18 protein-coding genes are annotated in these 19354 nt (G+C 63.7%); 9 read left to right on the top strand and 9 right to left on the bottom strand.

Features of this window, described 5'->3' with window-relative positions:
- Positions 1-79: 79 nt before the first annotated feature.
- Together BLS41_RS06070 and BLS41_RS06065 are read right to left on the bottom strand one after the other, a co-directional pair.
- A complete protein-coding gene (locus BLS41_RS06070) occupies positions 80-889 on the bottom strand; it encodes a mechanosensitive ion channel family protein (protein ID WP_074763481.1) in 810 nt (269 codons plus the stop codon).
- Positions 890-1182: 293 nt separating this feature from the next.
- A complete protein-coding gene (locus BLS41_RS06065) occupies positions 1183-2892 on the bottom strand; it encodes a putative bifunctional diguanylate cyclase/phosphodiesterase (RefSeq protein ID WP_074763480.1) in 1710 nt (569 codons plus the stop codon).
- A gap of 497 nt (positions 2893-3389) precedes the next feature.
- Here BLS41_RS06065 and BLS41_RS06060 point away from each other — a divergent pair, with 497 nt between their 5' ends.
- Positions 3390-4310: a LysR family transcriptional regulator gene (locus BLS41_RS06060; RefSeq protein ID WP_074763479.1), complete on the top strand. Its 921-nt coding sequence runs from the start codon at positions 3390-3392 to the stop codon at positions 4308-4310.
- Between the two features lie 159 nt (positions 4311-4469).
- Here the strand turns inward: BLS41_RS06060 and BLS41_RS06055 are convergent, their stop codons facing one another.
- The 5 genes from BLS41_RS06055 to BLS41_RS06035 all read right to left on the bottom strand — a co-directional run bounded on the left by BLS41_RS06055 (position 4470) and on the right by BLS41_RS06035 (position 8298).
- Positions 4470-5660, bottom strand: coding sequence for an NAD(P)/FAD-dependent oxidoreductase (locus BLS41_RS06055; protein WP_074763478.1), 1191 nt, complete (start codon positions 5658-5660; stop codon positions 4470-4472).
- Entirely contained in the window at positions 5657-5824 is a 168-nt protein-coding gene (locus tag BLS41_RS06050; protein ID WP_074763477.1) for a rubredoxin, read from the bottom strand. The genes BLS41_RS06055 and BLS41_RS06050 overlap by 4 nt, the downstream gene beginning before the upstream one ends.
- Positions 5825-5852: 28 nt before the next feature.
- A complete protein-coding gene (locus BLS41_RS06045) occupies positions 5853-6950 on the bottom strand; it encodes an aromatic ring-hydroxylating dioxygenase subunit alpha (RefSeq protein WP_083379935.1) in 1098 nt (365 codons plus the stop codon).
- A gap of 205 nt (positions 6951-7155) precedes the next feature.
- Positions 7156-7665, bottom strand: a complete 510-nt coding sequence (locus tag BLS41_RS06040; protein WP_074763476.1) for a GAF domain-containing protein — start codon at positions 7663-7665, stop codon at positions 7156-7158.
- Between the two features lie 210 nt (positions 7666-7875).
- Complete coding sequence (locus BLS41_RS06035) at positions 7876-8298, bottom strand: TOBE domain-containing protein (RefSeq protein ID WP_074763475.1); 423 nt, start codon at positions 8296-8298, stop codon at positions 7876-7878.
- A gap of 306 nt (positions 8299-8604) precedes the next feature.
- Here BLS41_RS06035 and BLS41_RS06030 point away from each other — a divergent pair, with 306 nt between their 5' ends.
- The 8 genes from BLS41_RS06030 (at position 8605) to BLS41_RS05995 (ending at position 18032) form a co-directional block, all read left to right on the top strand.
- Positions 8605-10128, top strand: coding sequence for an SH3 domain-containing C40 family peptidase (locus tag BLS41_RS06030; protein WP_074763474.1), 1524 nt, complete (start codon positions 8605-8607; stop codon positions 10126-10128).
- Positions 10129-10301: 173 nt separating this feature from the next.
- A complete protein-coding gene (locus BLS41_RS06025; protein WP_074763473.1) occupies positions 10302-10769 on the top strand; it encodes a VOC family protein in 468 nt (155 codons plus the stop codon).
- Between the two features lie 46 nt (positions 10770-10815).
- Positions 10816-11292 (top strand): VOC family protein, encoded by a 477-nt coding sequence (locus BLS41_RS06020; protein ID WP_074763472.1) that lies wholly within the window; start codon positions 10816-10818, stop codon positions 11290-11292.
- Positions 11293-11391: 99 nt separating this feature from the next.
- Entirely contained in the window at positions 11392-12600 is a 1209-nt protein-coding gene (locus BLS41_RS06015; RefSeq protein ID WP_074763471.1) for an MFS transporter, read from the top strand.
- A 493-nt stretch (positions 12601-13093) separates the two neighbouring features.
- Positions 13094-13618, top strand: coding sequence for a Csu type fimbrial protein (locus BLS41_RS06010; RefSeq protein ID WP_074763470.1), 525 nt, complete (start codon positions 13094-13096; stop codon positions 13616-13618).
- 89 nt (positions 13619-13707) lie between these two features.
- On the top strand, positions 13708-14379 hold the full coding sequence (locus tag BLS41_RS06005) for a fimbrial biogenesis chaperone (protein ID WP_074763469.1): 672 nt from the start codon (positions 13708-13710) through the stop codon (positions 14377-14379).
- A 117-nt stretch (positions 14380-14496) separates the two neighbouring features.
- The gene (locus tag BLS41_RS06000) at positions 14497-17067 is read left to right on the top strand and encodes a fimbria/pilus outer membrane usher protein (RefSeq protein WP_253189627.1); all 2571 of its coding nucleotides are present in this window, start codon (positions 14497-14499) and stop codon (positions 17065-17067) included.
- Positions 17064-18032, top strand: coding sequence for a Csu type fimbrial protein (locus tag BLS41_RS05995; RefSeq protein WP_074763468.1), 969 nt, complete (start codon positions 17064-17066; stop codon positions 18030-18032). The genes BLS41_RS06000 and BLS41_RS05995 overlap by 4 nt, the downstream gene beginning before the upstream one ends.
- Before the next feature lie 21 nt (positions 18033-18053).
- Here the strand turns inward: BLS41_RS05995 and BLS41_RS05990 are convergent, their stop codons facing one another.
- On the bottom strand, positions 18054-18377 hold the full coding sequence (locus tag BLS41_RS05990; RefSeq protein ID WP_171910201.1) for a hypothetical protein: 324 nt from the start codon (positions 18375-18377) through the stop codon (positions 18054-18056).
- Between the two features lie 108 nt (positions 18378-18485).
- A complete protein-coding gene (locus BLS41_RS05985; RefSeq protein ID WP_074763466.1) occupies positions 18486-19289 on the bottom strand; it encodes a transglutaminase-like domain-containing protein in 804 nt (267 codons plus the stop codon).
- Positions 19290-19354: the final 65 nt, after the last annotated feature.

Below are 19354 nucleotides of genomic sequence, written 5' to 3'. Positions count from 1 at the left end.
GCGAAGAGCTTTTTATGATGGGATGGGGGCGTTTTTCCGTCTCGTCGGGCGTCGGCCTGTGTTGACGACAAGCCGCAGATCAGGCCGCCACCGGACAACCCGCCTGTTCGAGCGCGGCCTGCGCGTGCTCGTGCAGATCGTCGGTTGCAAGCGATGCGTCCGGCGTGCGCACCCACGCGGCAATGCGCAACTTCGCACCGCCATCGTCGGGATAATCCGAGACCGTCACCATCGGCGCGAGCGTCGAGCCACTCAATACACGCGGCTCGTCGGCAACCAGTTTTTTCAATTCGCCGATCGCGGCGTCGACATCCTTGCGCTGCGCCAGTTCGACTTCGACCTCGATTCGCTGCGTGCCGCCGCTGCTGTAGTTGATCACCGGATTACTCCATATCTGGCTATTCGGCACGAACACCGCGTTGCCGTCGCCGCGCTCGATGCGCGTGGTGAACAAGCCGACCTCGCGCACGATCCCGGCGGCTGCGCCGCTGCCTTCGATCACGTCGCCGACACGAAACGGGCGCAGCAGCAATAACATCATGCCGGCAGCGATATTCTGCAACGTGCCTTGCAACGCGAGACCGATCGCGAGACCCGCTGCGCCGAGCACGGCGAGCACGCTGGCGGTCGCGATGCCGACCTCGCCGAGCGCCGCGATGAATACGAGCACACGCACTGCCCAGGTGCCCATGGCGGCAAGCATCGGCGCGAGCGTCGGGTCCGCGTGGGTACGCGCGAGCGCCTTCGCGAACAGCGCGCCGACCCGGTTCGACAGCCACCAGCCGACCACAAGGATCAACAGCGCCAGGACGATATGAAGGGCGTCGTGCGTCATCGTGACAAGCACCGACGGTTGAAAATGCACTATGCGGGCAAGGAGATCGTTCATCGCGAGTCTTCGTTCCGTTGCGGAAAGAGTTCCGTTGAAGGACGGAGCAGCAGGATATGTTCCCGACCGCTGCTGGAAGAAATATAGGGCGTGTGGCGTGCAGGGCCGAAGCAGATGGTCAGGCACATGTCATTTCTACCTGCTCGCAGCGGGAAGCGGAAAAATTGGCGCGGCGTGGGAAAACGGGGATAGGAAAGAAAAATGCGGACCGCCCGCATGGCAGACGGCTTTTCAAGCAGCAGCACTTTGATACGGATCGCTAATCACGTCAAAACGGATGCAACGACTGCCTGTCAAACAGCGCCTAAAGGTTTTAAAACATTCAGCAAGGCCGTAATCGTGATGGGCCGCGAAAACCAGAACCCTTGCGCTTCGTCACAACTCAACGCTTCGAGTGCCGCGGCCTGCTCCGCTGTTTCGACACCCTCGGCCGTCACCCGTAACTTGAGCGCATGCGCCATCGCGATGATGGCCCCGACCAGCGCCCCGCTCTGCGGATCGGTCGTCATGCCCGTCACAAACGAGCGATCGATTTTAAGGCGATTCAACGGAAAGCGCGTCAAATACGCGAGGCTCGAATAACCGGTGCCGAAATCGTCGACAGCGACTTCCACGCCCAATTCGCGCAACGCGTGCAGCGTTTTCAGCGCCTGCTCGGTATCTCCCAGCAGCGCACCCTCAGTGATTTCGACTTCGAGATAAGAAGGATCAAGCGCGGCATCTTCCAGCGCTTCACGAATCATTTCGAACAGATCTCGCCGCCGGAACTGCTGTGGCGACACGTTCACCGCGAAACGCGGCAACGTGCCCGCCTGCCGCAGCAATTTGCCGGCATCACGACACGCGGTGCGGATCACCCATTCGCCGATCTGCTCGATCAGGCCCGACTCTTCCGCAACCGGCACGAACTCGACCGGGCTGATCAAACCACGTTGCGGATGATTCCAGCGCAGCAACGTTTCAACCTGCGCGATACGGCCCGTCGCGAGCGTGACCTGCGGCTGATAAACCAGATGCAATTGCTGACGTTCGAGCGCTTCGTGCAGCATCGTTTCCAGTTCGAAGCGGCGCGCGGCCTGACCTTCGAGCGCGGCGGAAAAGCGTTTCACCGCATTGCCGCTGACCGCCGACGCCGCCGACAACGCCACGCCCGCGCGACGCATCAGCGTGGGCGCATCGAGGCCGTCGGCCGGATACGCGACGATGCCGATGCTCGCGGTAATGCTCAGCGGCGTGCCGCCATAATCGATCGATTCGGCTATGCGGTCCAATGCCTCGTCTGCGAAAGCGTCGGCGTGCGGGCCGCAATCGTTGATCAGCAGCGCGAATTGCGTGCCGCCGATCGACGCAATTGTGCCGTCGTGGGGAAACAGCCCGCGCAGCCGTTCGCCGACGATCTGCAGCACGAGTTCGGCGGCGTGCAGTCCGAGCGCATCGCGGAGTTTACGCAGGTGGTCGAGTTCCGCGATCAGCACCGTAAAGCCGCTACTGCTGCGCTCGCAACGCGCGATCATCAGTTCGAGACGTTCGGTGAACAGCGTCTGATTCGGCAGACGCGTCACGCCGTCGTGATGAGCGACGTACCAGAGGCGTGCTTCGGATTGCGCATAACGCGTCATGTCGATTGCAATACCGACATAGCGTTCGGGCCGACTGCCTGGCGTGCAGGCTGGTGAACCATCGCCGACGACGGGAGCCAGTGCGAGCACCACGCGAATCGGCGCGCTATTGCGCCGCATATAGGTCCACTCGCCTTCATAGCGCGAACAGATCGTTGCCAGCGACGGCAATTCGGCGCGGCGCTTCGCGAGTTCGGCGGGATCGTGCAGCGACTCGAAGGTACGAAGCCCGACCATTTCGTCGGCCGTCAACCCTGTCAGCTTTTCGAAAGCGGTATTGACGGCCTCGAAGATGCCGTCGGCGCTGCAGATGAACATGCCGTAGGGCGCTGCGGCAAGCGCGGCAGCGCGCTTTTGCGCTTCGGCGTATTGAGGGTCTTGCATCGCGCCAGCCTTTAATTTTCCTGAGTTTTGAGAGCGTTTATGCGTGATCCTGATACTCGAAGCGCACGCGGCAAACAGCCTGGAAATTTCCGCTCAACAATCCCTGACGGCGGTACCAACGGTCCTTATCGTTCATATGATAGCGGCTTTCACGCGCCATTCGGCCGCATTGCTCGGGCACGTGTTGCGCCAATCGTTTCGCCTGGTGTTATTCCCGATTGGTTTAAGCCGATCCCAATCCGGTCACGCGCGCCATAACGTGCATACTATGGCGGGAATATTCCACGAGGAATAAGTCAATCCGCACCGAGGCTGGATGCCTGTTCGACACCCTTTCGACATGCGATCAGAAACCCTTAGCGGGGCCGCGCCGGATTGACGACCGCTATATCCGTGCATATATTTCGAACACGTTTCCGCTGCTGTTCGCCCGCAGTTTCTCCGATAAAAGCGCCGTTCCTATTACGTGGACCGCGCGGCACAGAGTCCCGCATTTCATGTCCAGGGAAGTCATCGACTCGCATCTGCTGAAGGTGCTGCATACGCTGCTGACCGAATCGAGCGTCTCGCGCACCGCGAGCCTGCTCGGGCAATCGCAGCCCACGGTCAGCGTCGCGTTGCGCAAGCTTCGGGAGATGACGGGCGATCCGCTGCTGGTGCGCAGCGGCAGCCGCATGGTGCTGACCGCGCACGCGACAACGTTGATCGAACCCGCCGCGCAGGCGCTGAACAGCATCGAATCGATCCTGCATCCCACGGCGTCGTTCAATCCGGCCACTACCAGCCAGACTTTCCGGATCGGCTCGCCGGATTATCTCGACGCGTTCTTCGTGCCGGCCGTCGTCGATGCGTTTCATCGCGACGCTCCGCACGCGAAACTCGAATTCCGTCATCTGATGATGGTGGATGGCGGCTACGAGCACGGACTCGAAAGCGGCTTTCTCGATCTCGTGATCGGCAACTGGAGCACGCCGCCCGAGCATCTGCATTTGCAGTCGCTGTGCAAGGACGAACTGGTGTGCGTGATGCGCAACGGTCATCCGGTCAAAGCGGGGCGGCTCAGCAAGCCCGTTTATGAAGAGGCCGATCACCTCGCAGTGACGACGTGCAACACGACAGCATGGGGCACGATCGATGTCGAACTCGCGCGCAACGGCCTGTCGCGCACGGTCACGACGACGCTGCCCTACTTCGGCATGGCGCCCTATGTGCTGGCGCGCTCCGACCTGCTGTTCACGACCACGCGCGCGCTGGCCACGCACTACACGAAGCTGTTGCCGCTGCGGATCGAGCCGGTTCCGGGCGAACCGCGCGCGCTCACCTACTATCAGCTCTGGCACGATCGCACGCATCGCAGCGTCGCGGCGATCTGGCTGCGCCGGCTGATCGCGACTGTTGCGAAAGATCTGGCATCCTGATCGATTTTTTCGCTGGCGATAAAAAAGCCGCAAGCGCGGAGCTTGCGGCGTGAACGCAATCATCGGATTTCTTCGAGGTGACAGGCCCTCTCAGGCGTCGAACGATTACACGGTGAGGTCGGTCAGACGGAAGTTGTCGTGATCACCGGGACCCGTTGTTTATAGCGGGTTCGTTTCTGCTGCGGTCATCGCTTTGACGAGCGCAGCCTTGCCTTCGATTGCCGCGCCGAGCAGCGCAAAACCCAACGGCCGTTCGCTCGCGGCATCGCGGCACACCGCACGTGCAGCATGCGCTGCGGCGGCGTCGCCGGTTTCGATCGACCACGCGCCCTCGGCTTCGGGCGTGACGACCACCGCCGGACTCGCGGGAGTCTTCACCGTGACCGGCATCACCGGGAACGCGACACGCGTCGGCTCGCCCGTCAACGTACGCGCCAGCGCGCGGGCCGCGTGCATGATCGGCAGCACGTACGGCTGCACTTTGCCGTCGATCGCCGCGCAATCGCCCAACGCGTAAATATCCGGCGCACTGGTGCGGCACCACGCATCGGTGCGGATGCCCTGCTCGATGTCGAGACCAGCCGCTGCCGCCAGCGACGTACGCGGCGCCAGTCCGATCGCCGACACGACCAGGTCGGCGTCGATCGGCTCGCCATCGGCGAAACTCAATCGGTAGCCGTCCGACGTGCGGTCGATCCGCTGCACGCTACGGCCGGCATGAAAGCGAATGCCACCCCGATCGAGCGCATGCGCGAAGATTTCGCCGACCTGCTGCGGCAACAGACGCACCAGCGGAGTGGGCGCGGGATCGATCAGATTCACCGCGTAACCGGCGGCCGCCAGATCGTTGGCGAACTCGCAGCCGATCAGCCCTGCGCCGAGAATCGCCACCGACCGGCAACGCGTGAGCGCCAGCCGGAACCGCGCGTAATCGTCGAGATCGTTGATCGACAGCACATCGGCGGCGCCGTCGCCCGGCACCTGCAAACGGCGCGGGTCGGCTCCCGTGGCGAGCACCAGTTTGCTGTAGCCGAGCAACGCGTTCTCGACGACCAGCACGTGCTCGTCCGGCACGATTCGCTCGACGTTCTGACGCACGCGAATCCACGCGCCGAGTTGCGAGGCCATCGCCATCGCATCGAACGTGGCCAGCATATGCGGCTCTTTCTTCATCGCGAGCGCGTTCGACAACATCGGCTTCGAATAAAAACTGCCGTGGTCGCGGCTGATCATCACGATCGGCACCTGGCTGTCGAGCTTGCGCAGTTCGCGCGCGACCGTGTAACCGGCCATGCCGGTGCCGACGATCACCACCGGCTGCTGCGTTTCCTTCTCGATGACGGCCGTCATGCGATCACCTGCATATCGAAGTCGTGTTTGCCGGTGGCGCAGTCGGGACACAACCAGTCGTCCGGCACCTCTTCCCAGCGCGTGCCCGGCGCAATGCCCGCTTCAGGCAACCCTAGCGCTTCGTCATAGCGAAAGCCGCAGATCACACATTCCCATACTCTCATCGCATCTCTCCAGAATGGTCGTGCAGGTTCAGCGCACATACGCCTGGCCGAGACCGATCTCGGCCAGCGCGCGGCGGTATGCGCCCGACGAGCGGTCCGCGAGGATCGGCGCTTCGGCCGTGCGGTCGATCGGCAAGTCTTCAGGCCGCTGCTGCTCGACGATCGCGCGATCTTCCTCGAACACCTGGCGGTTGAATGCGTAGACGTCGTCGAGCGGCAGATCCTTGTCGAAGTTGCGCACGATCGGCACGAACAGACGCGTCTTGCGCGCGGACACCGGGCTCGCGGCATTCAGAATCGACAGACGGCCGTTTTCTGGAAACTGCACGGTCAGACGTGCGAAGAACGGCACGTCCACCTCGAAATGGCGACGCCACAAGAAGCCGTCAGGCGCGCGATGCTGCATCGACTTCGGGAAGTTGCTGACGGTGCTCACGTACTCCGCGCGCATGCCGCCGTCGCGCCGCTCGACCGAATATTGCGGCACCACCGGGTTGTGACGATCCGCGAAACTGTCGTGGTGAATCCACGCGAAATGCGCGACGTCGATAAAGCCTTCGGTCTGACGTCCGGCCGATGCGTTGATGTCGATCGACGGCGGCAGGATCTGCTGGAACGCGGGGTCGTCCCAGTCAGGAAAGCTGGGCAGCGGCTCCGTGCCGCCGCCCAGCGACACCCACACGAGCCCGTAGGCTTCCTGGGTCGCGTACGTGACGAGATGCAGGCGCTCGGGAATCGGGCCGCCCGTTTGCGACGGAATGTGTTTGCACTTGCCGTCGCTGCCGTAGGCCAGGCCGTGATACGGGCACACGATGTTGCCCTGCTCGACCCATCCCTGACTCAGCGGCGCGCCGCGATGCGGGCAGATATCGCGCGCGCTCACCAGTTCGCCGTTCGAGCGGAACACGACGAGCGGTTCGTCGAGCAGCGTCACGCTAATGGGTTTATCCGCGACGTCGGCGGCGAACGCGACCGGATGCCAGTAGCGGCTGAGAATCTCCCAGTCGTGGCTTTCGAACGTGCAGTTGCGGGGTAACGCGGGGGAGCGCTGGAAGGTCAGCGGCGAGGTGTTATTGCTCGCAGCGGTGGCGGTGGTCGCGGTGGCGGATGCAGTGGCGGAACTCATGCGTGTCTCCAGAACCTGTGGGGTTTGTCGCGCTCATCGGGTGGGCCGAGCGCGTGGAGAAACGATAACGGGATGAGGTCCGCCGACCCATCCCCTGAACGGCATCTAGTCTATGTATGAACGTGCATGGGCGCCGTTGAGGTGTACGCCAATTGCGCGACGTGTGTCGTTGGGACGCCCTTCAGGGACGCCCCAACACAAACCCTTACGCCACTGACGCACCGCGCGGCAACGCCGCTTCGATGAACACCGCGCACAGCGCTTCCATGCCCTTCGCGTCTTCGTCGTCGAAACGCGCGACGACCGGGCTGTCCACGTCCCACACGCCGATCAGCGTGCCATCCGGTGCAACCAGCGGCACGACGATTTCCGATTGCGACGCCGAATCACACGCGATGTGTCCGGGGAACTCGTGCACGTCGCGCACGACCTGGGTTTCGCGGGTTTGCGCGGCCGTGCCGCACACGCCCTTGCCGAGCGGAATGCGCACACACGCGGGCTTGCCCTGGAACGGGCCGACGACCAGTTCGCGGCCGTCGTGAAAATAGAAACCGGCCCAGTTCAGGTCGCTCAGCGAATGGAATACGAACGCGGAGAAATTCGCGGCGTTGGCGATCCAGTCGGTTTCACCGGCGAGCAGCGAGCGCGCCTGGGCGACCAGTTCTTCGTATTGAGCGGCTTTGGACAGATGCGAGGCAGAGGAAACTTCGAACATGACGGTGTCCGTGATGAAAGCGGAAAGAGGAACAGCGAGGCGTGCAGTTTAAAGCAAGCGCCGGTTTCGTTCACGCGGATCAAAATCGCGCATGCCGTCCTCTTTCCTGCGGGAAACGCCAGTTACGCGTGCCTTTATCCACGCGTGTCATCAGCCGCCGACCACGCTAACGGACAAACCGCGCCGCCGTTTCCCGAAGCTCGATCGACCTCAATCCACCCCGATGATCACGCTCGACGCCTTGAAAATCGCGGTCGCCGGTTTGCCGTTCGCCAGGCCCAAACGCTCGACGCTCTCGTTCGTGATGATCGCCGCGATCTGCGCGCCGCCCGCGCTGATCGTGACCTCGGCGTTCACCGCGCCCTTCGTCACCGCCGACACGGTTCCCGCAACGCAATTGCGCGCGGACACCTGATGCGCCGCGACATCGACCATCACGATCACCGACGATGCCTTGACCAGCGCAAACGCCTTCTTGCCCGCAGCGAGTCCGAGCGACGTCGCGCTGCCGTGCGTGATGATCGCGACGATCTCGAGACCGTCCTGAGTGCGAAGCGTGATTTCGTCGTTCACGGCGCCGTGTTTGACTTCGGTGACTTCGCCGGCGAATTGGTTGCGTGCGCTGGTTTGCATGGTGTGCTCCTGGTTGATCCCGATCTGGCGGGCTGGGCGGTCCGGCACGAGCGTGCGGCCGCTGTTGTGAAAATTCGACGAACCCCGATGAAACCATATAAACGTTGTATCTATAGGTTCATTACGCGGCATCCGCGCAACACGTCGCCGGTGTGCGGACACCGTATCATCGTGCCCCTGGAACTACTTCGCCTAACGTCATACGTCATGTCCGTCGCCGCCCTGTCCCGCCGTCTTGCCTTTTCAGTTGCGTCGTCTGCGTCGTTTGCTGCGTCCGTCCGGTGGCCGCATGTCTGCCGCGCCGCCATGCTGGGCGGCGCCCTCGCGACCCTCGCCGCGTGTGGCAACCCGTCGCCGACGCGCGATGCGCGCGTTCCCGTCGATACCGTCTCGCTGTTCCCGATCGCCGGTTACGACCAGAACGTGGACCACTGGCTCGACCCCGACAGCCCGGCCTACGACCGTCCGTTCCTGAGTCCCGCCGATCAGCAGGCGCACTTCCTGGCGTTGTACGCGCGCTATTTCGGCACCGGCACGACTGCGGCGTCGCCGTGGAATGCCGCTTACGTGACGATGCGCGTCTTCCGGCAACAAGGGGCCGACATTGCCGCGCTGCAGCAGCGGCGCATCGAGCGATTCGACAACAGCGGCAAGAGCGGCGCGGCGCTCGGCTACGGGGAGAATTTCCGTCCGCACGACCAGGCGTGGATCGACACGATCGCGCGCAACATGAATGTCGGGCAATTTACGCAGAACCCGGTCTATCAGCCCGAGCGGCGCGCCATCGCCTCAGGCAACCTGCTGGTGCGCGAACTGCCGACCCTCGACCCGTCGTTCTACGATCACCGTCTGGCCGGCGAAGGCTACCCGTTCGACAATCTGCAGATTTCGGCGGTGCGGCCGGGCACGCCGCTGTATGTGCTGGGCGGCAGCGTCGACGGCGCATGGTCCTACGTGCAGACGCCCGATGTGCAGGGCTGGGTGCGCAGCGAAAACGTCGCGCTCGCGGACGACCGCTTCGTCGACACGTGGCGCGCGGCGACGGTCCGATCGCTCGGCGCGGTGACCGTGGCTTCGGCGCCGGTGCGCGACAGCCGTGGCGTGTTCCGCTTCGACGCGCCCGCCGGGACGATGTTGCCGCTGTCCTCCGTCAAGGGCGAACCGCAGCAGGCGTCGGCGGACAATACAGACGTCCCGCTCGCCGTGCTTGTCCCCGCTCGCGACGTCGACGGCCACGCGATCATCCGCAGTGCAACGCTGAACGACACGCAAATCGCGCCGATGCCGCTCGCCGCCACGCCGCGTCACCTCGCCATGCTGATGAAAACCCTGATCGGCCGCCCGTACGGCTGGGGCAACAGCGGTTTCTACAACGACTGTTCGTCGGAACTGCAAAGCATCTTCGCGGTGTTCGGCGTGTGGCTGCCGCGCCATTCGTCGACGCAGATGAACGCGGGCAGCATGACCGATCTGTCTGCGTCGACGCCCGCGCAACGGCTCGACTACCTCGCGCAACACGGCGTGCCGCTGCGCACGCTGATCTATATCGGCGGCCACGTGATGCTGTATATCGGCAACACGACCCGCAATGGCGTCGCAGTGCCGGTCGTCTATCAGGACGTGTGGGGCCTGCGGCCCGCCGACGACAGCCGGCGCGCGGTGATCGGCGGCTCGGTGATCCTGCCGCTGTTCGAACACATTCCCGAGGACGCCACGCTGCAATCGCTGGCGGCCACGCCGATCTTCCAGATCAGCATTCTCGGCACGCCGGACGGTGCGCCGACGGCGCCGTCCGCCACGCCATCCGACGAGGACAACCCGGCGGGCTGAAGCGGACGCGGGTCGCGGCTCGCGAAACCGGCGCGCTCCGGAAAATATTTTTTCCGGAGTGTCGATTCAACGGTCATGTAGTCGTCGTAATGTTGAAGGCCTGGCGCGCCACTGACTCACCTCACGCAGCCGGTCTTTAACTTGTGAATCTGCTACTTCAAGGAGTCGCCGTCATGACCAGCCCCGCTGTCAAACCGATCCCGGACGGGATGCATTCGCTCACGCCGTACCTGATCTGCGCGAACGCCGCAGAAGCCATCGCGTTCTACACGAAAGCCTTCAACGCCGTCGAACAGTTCCGTCTGCCCGGTCCCGGCGGCAAGGTGATGCACGCGTGCCTGAAAATCGGCGACTCCATGCTGATGCTGACCGACGAATGGCCCGAGCACCAGGCGTTCGGCCCGGCCACGCTGAAGGGCACGCCGGTCACGATCCACCACTATGTGCAGGACGTCGACGCAAGTTTCAAACAGGCCGTCGATGCCGGCGCGACCGTCACGCTGCCCGTCACCGACATGTTCTGGGGCGACCGCTACGGCCAGTTGCTGGACCCGTTCGGTCATCGCTGGTCGCTCGCCACCCACACGCGCGACATGAGCCCGGACGAAATCCAGCAGGCCATGGCCTCGGCGATGAAATAACTCGCGGACCGGTGCAGCCCATGCGCCGGTCCGCAGGAGGAACGTCATGCAAAAGATTGCGCCGTGTCTGTGGTTCAACGGCAATGCCGAAGAGGCTGCAGAGTTCTATATGTCGGTGTTTTCCGCTTCGCGAATCGTCACCACGATGCATTACCCGGAAGCGGGTCCGGGGCCCAAGGGCAAGGTGCTCGCCATCACGTTCGAGATCGAGGGTCAGGAGTTCATGGCGCTAAACGGCGGACCGCAATTCACCTTCACGCCCGCCATTTCGCTGTTCGTGCATTGCGCGTCGCAGGAAGAGGTCGACCGATACTGGACGAAGCTCACCGAAGGCGGCGGTTCGCCGTGGCAATGCGGCTGGTTGAAGGACCGCTTCGGCATTTCCTGGCAGATCGTGCCCGACTCGCTCGGCGACATGCTGCGCGACCGGGACGACGCCAAAGCGAGCCGCGTGATGGCAGCGATGATGAAGATGGTCAAGCTCGATCTCGCGCAACTGGAGCGTGCGTATCGGGGTGAATAGGCGAGCCGGTCCGGCCTTCCTGTTCCAGCCAACTTTGATAGGATCGGTCTCGGCCCGTAGTCGGGCTCATTTCTATTCATCAGCGGCGGGACATTCACGGTGCGCGTCAACCATCAGGCTTTTTTCTGCTCGCTGTTTGTCGCACGTCTCGCCGATCAGATCCTGCTCTTTCTCGTCCCGCTAGTCGTATTCCAGACGACACGCCAGGTCTCGTGGTCGGGCCTGGCGTTCTTCATCGAAACGCTGCCGCGCTACCTGGTGTTCCCCTTCTTCGGCGCTTTGTGCGACCGCGTCTCGCCGCTTCGGCTGATGCGGGTCAGTCAGACCGTGCGCGCGCTCGTGTGTTTCGGCGGGATGCTCGGCTACGCACTGTTCGGCGGGATCGGCTGGCTGATCGCGCTGTCGGCGATAGCTGGCGTGCTGACGAGCCAGGGGCTGGTCGCGCGCGAAGTCATGCTGCCGCAAATCTTCAGCACGCAACAGTTTCAACGCGTACTCGCCTACTCACAACTCGCCGACCAGTTGGGCTTCGTGCTCGGTCCGATGCTGGCCGCGATGCTGCTCGGCCTATGGCGCTGGCCATGGGTGGTCGCGGCCACCGGCCTGCTGTTTCTTCTCGCCGACGGCGCGCTGTTCCTGTGGCAACGCGCGAGCGGCTTCACCGGCAACCGGCTGCCGCCCGGCCCCGCAGGACACTGGAGCCTGCCATTGCGCATCGCGCTGCGCCACGTGGCGATGCTGCCTGGCCTCAAAAAGATCGTGCTGCTCGCGGCGGCCGAAAATCTGGTGATCGGCGTGACACTCGCCACCTCGGCCGCGATGGTCACCGGCTTCCATGCGCAATCGAACCGCTACTACGCGGTGTTGCAAACTGCGGGCGCGGTCGCCACGGTGCTGATTCTGCTGACCATCGCGCGCACCGCGTGGCCGGCACGCACGCTCGGCCGCGTCGCGTTCGTGTCGATCTGCGTGGGCGGCGTGATCGCCGGGGCGAGTGCCGCGCCGTGGGGTTACGCGCTCGGCTTTCTGCTGATCGTCGGCTTCGACAAGATGTTCAACGTCTACATCCGCAGCGCGCGTCAGCGGATCATTCCGCCACAGGACTTCGGCAAGACGACCGGCGTTGTAATCCTGCTGAACAACCTCACGCAGCCGCTCGCCGGCTTGCTGGTCACGCTGTTTCCGGCTCGCACGCAAACCGGCCCGCTGATCGTGGGACTTGCGCTGACGATGGGCGGCATCGGCATGGCGGTGACAGTCGGCTCAATGCTGTTGCGGCGCAGGCACGCAATGGCGCCCGGAAAATGACAGCGTCTCTGTTTTATCTGTAGTTCTTCATTAAAAGCGGCAGACTCCGCCACTCGCCATTCAAACGCCCTTTTCAATATCGCGAATCAAGTCATTCCGCATTTTAATAGCCATTCCAATCGCATATTTACCCATTAATTAAACGATCTTTCGATATCCGGCACTCATGCTGTTTAGAAAAAATTACCTTGATTCCGGTATTTTCGCATGACGGTGATTAAGAAACATTTACCCCTCCGCGTTGCTGAATCGGTGTCAACCCTATATCCCGCATGGCACTCACGTCTCAATGACGACGCGCAATAATTTGTATGAACCAAAAAGTGTGTGTAGACTGATTTCAGTAATCGCAATAAAACCAAATAGCACCAATCACAATTCAATTATCCAGCATGGAAATCGTCCGCAATTGAGCGCGCCGTCCGGCGACCCGATTCAGGATGACCATGAAAATGGAAAACCGGTGTTCCGGGAGCCTGAGAGAGGTTGCACAATGAAACGAAAATTGCTGTCATCCGGACTGATCGTCGCATTGACGTTCGGTTTGCCGTTGCAGCTCGCGAGCGCCGCGACGTACTCCAACGGCACGGCGATCGCCACCTTCACCGTCACACTCACGCTCAACGCGAACTGCTCGATCGCCGCCACGCCGCTGAACTTCGGCAGCAACGGCGTGCTCGCCACCGCCATCAACCAGCAGACCACGGTCTCGGTCACCTGCACCAACACCACGCCGTACAACGTCGGGCTCGACGCGGGCACGGTCACCGGTTCGTCGGTGACCGCCCGGCTGATGGCCGGCACGGCCACCGGCAACACCACCACCACCGTGGGCTTCGGGCTTTACCAGGACGCCGGCCACACGGTGCTGTGGGGCAACACGCAGGGCACCAACACGGTCAGCGGCACGGGCAGCGGCACGGCGCAGCCAATCACCGTGTACGGTCAGGTGCCCGCGCAATCCACCCCGAAGCCTGATACCTATCAGACCACCGTCACCGCCACGGTCTACTTTTGACGGGCCGCGCGAGCGCCATGAGCGCGACGCGGAACCAGAGGGCGCTACGCCGGCGACTCGTCGCCAGTGTGTGTGCGTGGAGTCTGGGCATGCTGTCCGCCCACGCCGCGACGCTGCAGATCTCGCCGGTAATGGTCGATCTGCCGGCCGAGGCGAACGCGACCGGCATCACGCTGAAGAATCCTGGCGAGAAGCCTTTGTTCGGCCAGGTGCGCGTGTTCCGCTGGGATCAGGCGGACGGTGAGGACACACTCACGCCCACCCAGGAGCTCGTCGCCAGCCCGCCGCTGATCCAGATCGCCGCGCATGCCGATCAACTGGTACGGCTGGTCCGCACCATGCCCGCGCCCACCTCCGCCGAGCAGGGGTATCGCGTGCTGATCGACGAGTTGCCCGAACCGGACACCGCGCCGACCAGCGGCGTGACGATCCGCTTGCGCTACTCGGTGCCGGTGTTCGTCGAACCCGCCGTCGATACCGGTCAGCCCCGGCTGTCCTGGCATCTGTCGCGCGACGCCCAGCACTGGACGCTGCGCGTCGACAACGCGGGCGGCAAGCGCGCGCAGATCGCCGCCGTGCAGCTGATCGATCACGCCGGCAACGCCTATCCGATCAACAAGGGCCTGCTCGGCTACGCGCTCGCCGGACGCGAACGGCACTGGCAGGTCACGCTGCCGGACAACGTCGCGCAGAGCGGTCCGCTGAAGGTGCGGGCGGCAGTCAACTCGCTGCCGGCCGAAGCCGCCGTGGCAGTCGAGTGAGTACGCGCCCGACACCGGCTGGCCTCCTCGCCCGTCGTCAGGCGAGGCCGGCTGCGGAATTCGACCGCGCTGCGCCCATAGGAACGGACACGATGCAGCGCCACGCAACCAATGAGAATGACACGACGGCAAAAACGTCATGGATGGAGGCCGCATGCCATTGCGCTCGCGACACTGCTTTATCTGCTGGGTGCGCAGCGGGCCGCCGCGCAAGCCCCGTTGCAATTCGCGGATACCGGCGTCGATGCGCGCGTCGCGGCGGGTGTTGCAACGGGAGCGGTTGTCGCGGCGAGTGCTGCAGCAGGCGTCCCGGCAGGCATTGACCTCGGCGGACCCAGCACCCAACCCGCCGCAATCAAAACCTCAGCACGCGCCGTAGCGGGCCGTGACCTGTATCTCGAAGTTATGCTCAACGGCCAGCGCACTTCGTTGATCTCACGCTTTCGCGAGCAGGACGGCAAGCTCAGCGCGAATGCGAAAGACCTGAGCGACATCGGCATCGCCACCGACAAGCTCGGCGCCGCCGACAGCGCATCGCTCGAACTCGACCAGATCGCGGGCCTGCGCTACCACTACGACGCAGCCGCGCAAAGCATCGACCTGCTGGTGCCCGACGCGATCCGCAAGCCGTACACGTTCGACACGCGCGAGCTGACGCAGACGCCGAACGCGACCTCGTCGCGCGGCTTTCTGATCAACTACGACGCGTTTGCCCAGACTCAATCCAATGCGCAACTCGCGCTGTGGAGCGAAGAACGCTATTTCGACCCGACCGGCGTGCTGAGCAACACCGGCATCGCGTACCTGTACAGCGACCTGCACCGCTACGTCCGCTACGACACGTCGTGGAGCATGTCCAACCCCGCGACGCTCAGCACCACGCAGATCGGCGACACCATCTCGTCGTCGCTCGACTGGACGCGCTCGTTTCGGATCGCCGGTTTCCAGTGGCGCAGCAACTTCGCGCTGCGCCCCGACCTCGTGACCTTCCCCCTGCAGTCGCTGTCGGGGACCGCTGTGGTGCCGTCGGCGGTGGATCTGTATATCAACAACGTGCGGCAATTCACCGGCAACGTGCCGAGCGGACCGTTCATCGTCAACAACGTGCCGGGCATCACCGGCGCGGGCGAAGCGACGGTGATCACGCACGACGCGCTAGGCCGCACGATTTCGACCACGCTGCCGCTCTATGTCGACACCCGCATGCTGGCTGCAGGTCTGTCGAGCTATTCGTTCGAAGCGGGTTTCCTGCGCCGCAATTACGGTGTCGATTCGTTTTCGTACGATCCGCGTCCGGCGGTGAGCGTCACCGCAAGGCGCGGCGTCACCGATTCGCTGACGCTGGAAGGCCACGCCGAAGCCACCGGCGGACTCGTCAACGCAGGCGCGGGCGGGCTGGTGCGGATGGGCATGGCGGGCGTGGTCAGCGGTTCGGTGTCGGGGAGCGCGGGCAAGCTGAACGGCACCCAGGTCGGCATCGGCTATCAACTGATCGAGCCGCACTTCTCGATCGATGCGCAGACCTTGCGCGCCTATGGCAACTACGGCGACCTCGGCGCACGCGACGGCACCCCCGTGCCCACCGCCACCGACCGGGTGACGCTGGCGCTACCTTTCTTCAGCCGTCAGACGGTGTCGCTCAGCTACATCGGCTACCGCTTCCCGGGCATTCCTTCTTCGCGGATCGGCTCGCTGTCGTACACGGTGAACTTCGGCAACCTCGCGTCGCTGACGTTGAGCACCTACAAGGATTTTCTCCAGCACGATTCGCAAGGCGTGTTTCTGACCGCGAGCTTCGGCCTCGGCAACAACACCGCGATCAACACGAGCGTGGGCCGGCAGAACGGCCAGTCCACCTACAACCTCAATGCGCAGCGGCCACCCGATTACGCGGGCGGCTGGGGCTGGGGCGTGCAGGCAGGCGGAACGGGCGCGATACCGTACCGGCAGGCGCAAGGGCAATATCTCGGCAAATACGGCGAGGTGACAGCCATCGCGCAGGACATCGACCGGCAGGCGAGCGCGTCGCTCGACATGAGCGGCGCCGTGGTGTTCATGGACGGCACTGTGCAGCCGGCCCGCCGGATCGACGACGGCTTTGCGCTGGTGTCCACCGACGGCGTCCCGAACGTGCCGGTACTGCACGAAAACCGCGTAATCGGCACGACCGACAGCGGGGGGCATTTGCTGATTCCTGATCTGAACGCGTACCAGCACAACCAGGTCGCGATCGACAGCATGAATCTTCCCGCCGACGCGCGCATTGCTTCCGTTTCGATGGATCTGGTGCCGAAGTCGCACGCGGGGGTGCTGGCGAGCTTCCGCATGTCGCGTTACAGCGCGGCTTCGATCATTTTGCGTGAGGCGGACGGCAAGCTGATGCCGCCGGGCACCCGCGTGCATCACGTGGAAAGCGGCGCCGACACGATCGTCGGCTATGACGGTTTGACGTTCATCGAGAAGCTGCAGCGGGACAACCATCTGGAGATCGAAAACGGCGGTGACGGCGACGGCCACGGCGCCGTGCGATGCGCTGTCGAATTCACCTACGAGCGCCCCGCCAACGGCACGCTGCCGACCATCGGCCCGTTGACCTGCCGCGCCGGAGCAACCAGCCGTGCATCCGGCAGCGAAGCCCAACCCGCGCGGACGGCACCGCCCGCAGCCACCACCTCGGCGGCGCAATGAGACGGGCCGTGCTGCGTCTCGTCGTGCTGCTCGGCCTGTGCGCGCTACTCGGCCTGCTGCCGCGCGCCGCCAGCGCGCAAACCTGCTCGGCGACGCCGTCCGCGCTGAGTTTCGGCAGTGTCAGCCCGATCGCGCTTAGCCCGGTGTCCGCAACCGGCAGCATTCTCGTTCAATGCACATGGCCCTCGGTCACGCTGCTGCCCAGCGTGCAGGTCTGCCTGAACATGGCCGGCCCGGTTGTCCGCTCGATGCTGAGCGGCAGCAACCAGTTGCAATACGGCCTGTATCAGGACACCAACAACTCGATCGCGTGGGGATCGACCGCACTCGGCACCACGCCGATTTCGCTGATTCTCGACAAACCGTTAACCGGCGTGACGACCTCGACGACCGTGAATTACTACGGCCAGGTCGCCTCGAACCAGCCGACCGTGCCGACCACCGGCAACAGCACCACCACCTATTCGGACCTCGACTCGCAGCTCACGGTGAATTACGCGTTCTTCCTGCTTCTGTCGCCGGGATGCGCCGGCGCGACGACCAGCAGCGCCGGCGGCGCATTCAATGTCACCGCAATGGTGACCAACAATTGCCTGATCAGCGCAACGAACATCGCGTTTACCGCAAGCGGCGTGCTTAAGTCCGCGTTGAGCGCGACCGGCGCGATCACGGCTCGCTGCACCAATGGCGATGCGTTCCAGATCGCGCTGAGCGGCGGCTCGACCAACAACGTCGCCGCCCGTCAGATGCAGCGCTCGGGCGGCGGCGGCGCGGTGAATTACCAGCTTTACGTGGATTCGGGACACGCGACCGCGTGGGGGAACGGCAGTGCGGGCACCTCGATGGCAACCGGCACCGGCACGGGCAATCCGGTGTCGATCAGCGTGTACGGGCTCGTACCGGCGCAGAGCACGCCGATGCCCGGCAGCTACAGCGACTCGATTACCGCGACGATCAGCTTCTGAGGACGGGCGACCTGGCTTGTATTAGAAATTGACGGTCCAGACGGTTTGCTGGGCGTCGCCGGTGGCGGCATAGGCGACTGGCTCCGACCGGGCCGCGCCGGGATCGACGGAGACAAGCGGATCGAAACCGGCCTGGCCGATCTGGAACGGCGCTCCATGCAGGCACGACACGACCGGCTGATTCAATGCGTCGATCACGCCGTCGGCAGATTGAACGATGCAGGCTTCCTGCACCGTCAGACTGACGTTGATCGAGGCCAGTCCGAGCGGCGCGGCCTGAGAGGCCGGCGGCGCCAGCAGTGCGAGAAAAATTGCCGCCGATGCAGCGGCCAGATTGCGGGACATCATGCTGTTCGTGAGTCGGTGTTCGTAAATCGGTTGACGATGCAAGGTCGATGCCGAACATGTCGGCATTTCTCTCCCGAAACTTTAGGTTTGCGGTGCGGCAAAAAACTATATCGCCTCGCACACCACGGTGAATTTCAGCAACTGCGTGGCCCCGAACGTGTTACTGATCGCGACGTCGGCGGCGTCCCGGCCCCGCGCCATCAATACCCGCCCGGTGCGCGGCGCGTGATTGCGCGGATCGAAAGTTTGCCAGCATCCGCCAATATACGCCTCGAACCACGCGGCAAAATCCATCGGTGCGTAGGGCGGCGGCAGACCGACATCGCTGATATAGCCGGTGCAATAGCGGGCCGGAATGTTCATCGCCCGGCACAGGGCCACGGCGAGATGCGCGTAGTCGCGGCACACGCCCCGCCGCTCCTGCCACGCCTGCCACGCGGTTTTGGTGGGCCGCGCAAAGTCGTAGCCGAACTGGATGTGGTTGTGTACGTACTCGCAGATCGCATCGACGCGGACGCGGCCGAGCGGCAGCGAGCCGAAGGTCTGCCACGCGAATTCGGACAGCAGGTCGGTTTCGCAATAGCGGCTGCCCAGCAGGAACATCAACGTGTCGTTGGGCAACGCTTCGACCGGATGCTGCTCGATAAACGGCGGCCGCTGCTCCGGTTCGGACGACACCTCGAGCATTGCGTTGGTCGAGAAAGAAATTTTCCCGGGCGGCGCAAAAAGCCGGCTGCACAGGTTGCCGAAACCGTCGCGATACTGGCTGATCGGCAACGGCGGATCGACCATCAGCAGATCGGGACTCAGCATCTCTTTCGCGTGCGAAAAGTGCGTGTTCAGCATCAACAACATCGGCGTCGGTTGCACGCACTCGTAGACCAGTTCGTAGCCAACGCGCAATTTCATCGCAGCGCCCCTAATTGAAACGTTCGGTTGATGCTTCCCGTTCGCACGATGTCGACGTGAGTGGA

Origin of the sequence: Paraburkholderia fungorum (assembly GCF_900099835.1) — a bacterium.
In the GTDB taxonomy this organism is placed as follows: domain Bacteria; phylum Pseudomonadota; class Gammaproteobacteria; order Burkholderiales; family Burkholderiaceae; genus Paraburkholderia; species Paraburkholderia fungorum_A.
Note: the sequence above shows the minus strand (reverse complement) of the source record. Positions and strands in the feature narration are given on the sequence as shown.